This window comes from Micrococcus sp. ACRRV (genome assembly GCF_022346985.1).
GTDB classification, from domain to species: domain Bacteria; phylum Actinomycetota; class Actinomycetes; order Actinomycetales; family Micrococcaceae; genus Micrococcus; species Micrococcus porci.
This window is the reverse complement of the sequence record NZ_JAKRNH010000189.1, coordinates 1-1,814: the sequence shown is the minus strand read 5'-3', so window position 1 is coordinate 1,814 and position 1,814 is coordinate 1. Positions and strand designations below refer to the sequence as shown.

General features: G+C 76.5%; 1 protein-coding gene. It reads left to right on the top strand.

Features of this window, described 5'->3' with window-relative positions; translation table 11 throughout:
* Positions 1-230: 230 nt before the first annotated feature.
* Positions 231-1,670, top strand: coding sequence for a PhoH family protein (locus tag MHY29_RS11965; protein ID WP_239241525.1), 1,440 nt, complete (start codon positions 231-233; stop codon positions 1,668-1,670).
* Positions 1,671-1,814: the final 144 nt, after the last annotated feature.

Genomic DNA, 1,814 nt, shown 5'->3' with positions numbered 1-1,814 from the left:
GCGTCGTCGGTGGGGCGGCGGTCGGGCAGGGGCACGGGCGTGTCCTCTCATCGGGGGCGTGGCCGGCACGGTCGGTCCGGCCAGCCTAGCCGCGGCGCCGGCCCGCGCACCGGGCCACGAGACCTTCACCGGACGTTCACGCGGCCCGCGTCCTGTGGTGCACCGGGCGCTCCTACCGTGGGCCCCGGACGGGCGCGGATCCGTCCGACACGACGGCGAGGAGGCCAGCGATGACGCTGCAGGCGGACGGCACCGGACGGCACGGCAGGGGGACCGGCGAGACGGGCGCGGAGGTGCGGGAGGGGGCGGCGTCGGACGGGCGGCGCTCCTACGTGGTGGACACCTCCGTCCTCCTCTCCGACCCGCGGGCCCTCGTGCGCTTCGCGGAGCACGAGGTGGTGCTGCCGCTCGTCGTCGTCTCGGAGCTGGAGGGCAAGCGCCAGGACCCCGATCTCGGCCACGCCGCCCGCCACGCCCTGCGGCTCCTGGAGGACCTGCGGGTGCGCCACGGCTCGCTGGAGGACGCGGTGCCCCTCACCGCGCAGGGCGGCACGCTGCGGGTGGAGCTCAACCACGTCTCCACGGACGTGCTGCCCTTCGGCATCCGCGGCACGGACAACGACTCGCGGATCCTCGCGGTGGCCAAGGCGCTCGCGGACGAGGGCCGGGACGTGACCCTCGTGTCCAAGGACCTGCCGATGCGCGTGAAGGCCGCCGCCATGGGGCTCGCCGCGGACGAGTACCGGCACGAGCTGGTGCGGGACTCCGGCTGGCGCGGGGCCGTGTCCCTCCGTGTGGACGAGGACCGCCTGGACTCGCTGTACGACGACGGCCGGATGGGCCTGCACGGGATCCCCCTGGACGACGTGGCCGGCTCCGGGGTGGACGCCGTCCCGGGCGAGCCCGCCCCCACGGCCGTGGACCTGCCCGTGAACACGGGGCTCTCGCTCACCTCGCCGCGGGCGGCCGGGCTGGCGCGGGTGCGGGAGGGCGGCGTCGCGACCCTCGTGCGGGGGGACGCGGACGTGTTCGGGCTGCACGGCCGCTCGGCGGCCCAGCGGCTGGCCATCGACCTGCTCACGGACCCGAGCGTGGGCATCGTCTCCCTGGGCGGACGGGCCGGCACGGGCAAGTCGGCGCTGGCCCTGTGCGCCGGCCTGGAGGCGGTGATGGAGCGCCGGGAGCACCGCAGGGTGGTGGTGTTCCGTCCCCTGTACGCCGTGGGCGGCCAGGACCTGGGCTACCTGCCGGGCACCGAGGGGGAGAAGATGGGCCCGTGGGCGCAGGCGGTGTTCGACACCCTCAGCGCGATCGTGTCGCCGTCGGTGATCGACGAGGTCGTCGACCGCGGGATGCTCGAGGTGCTGCCGCTGACGCACATCCGCGGGCGGTCCCTGCACGACTCCTGGGTGATCGTGGACGAGGCGCAGTCCCTCGAGCGGAACGTCCTGCTCACGGTGCTCTCCCGGATGGGCCGGGATTCCAAGGTGGTCCTCACCCACGACGTCGCCCAGCGGGACAACCTGCGCGTGGGCCGGCACGACGGCATCGCGGCCGTGGTGGAGACCCTCAAGGGGCACCCGCTGTTCGGCCACGTCACGCTGACGCGGTCCGAGCGCTCGCCGATCGCCGCCCTGGTGACGGAGCTGCTGGAGGAGGGCGAGGACTGAGAGGAGCCGCCCGGGGCAGTGGCGGGCAAGAAAAAGGGGGGGCGGGGGGGGGGGCGGCCCCCCCCCCCGGGGGGGCCCCCCCCCCCCCCCCGGGGGGGGGGGGGGGGCGCCCCCCCCCCCCCCCCCCCCCGCCCCGGGGGGGGG

What these genes read in the sequence shown, in the direction of transcription:
- MHY29_RS11965 (WP_239241525.1), top strand. Translation starts at nt 231, where the DNA reads ATGACGCTGCAGGCGGACGGCACCGGACGGCACGGCAGGGGGACCGGC.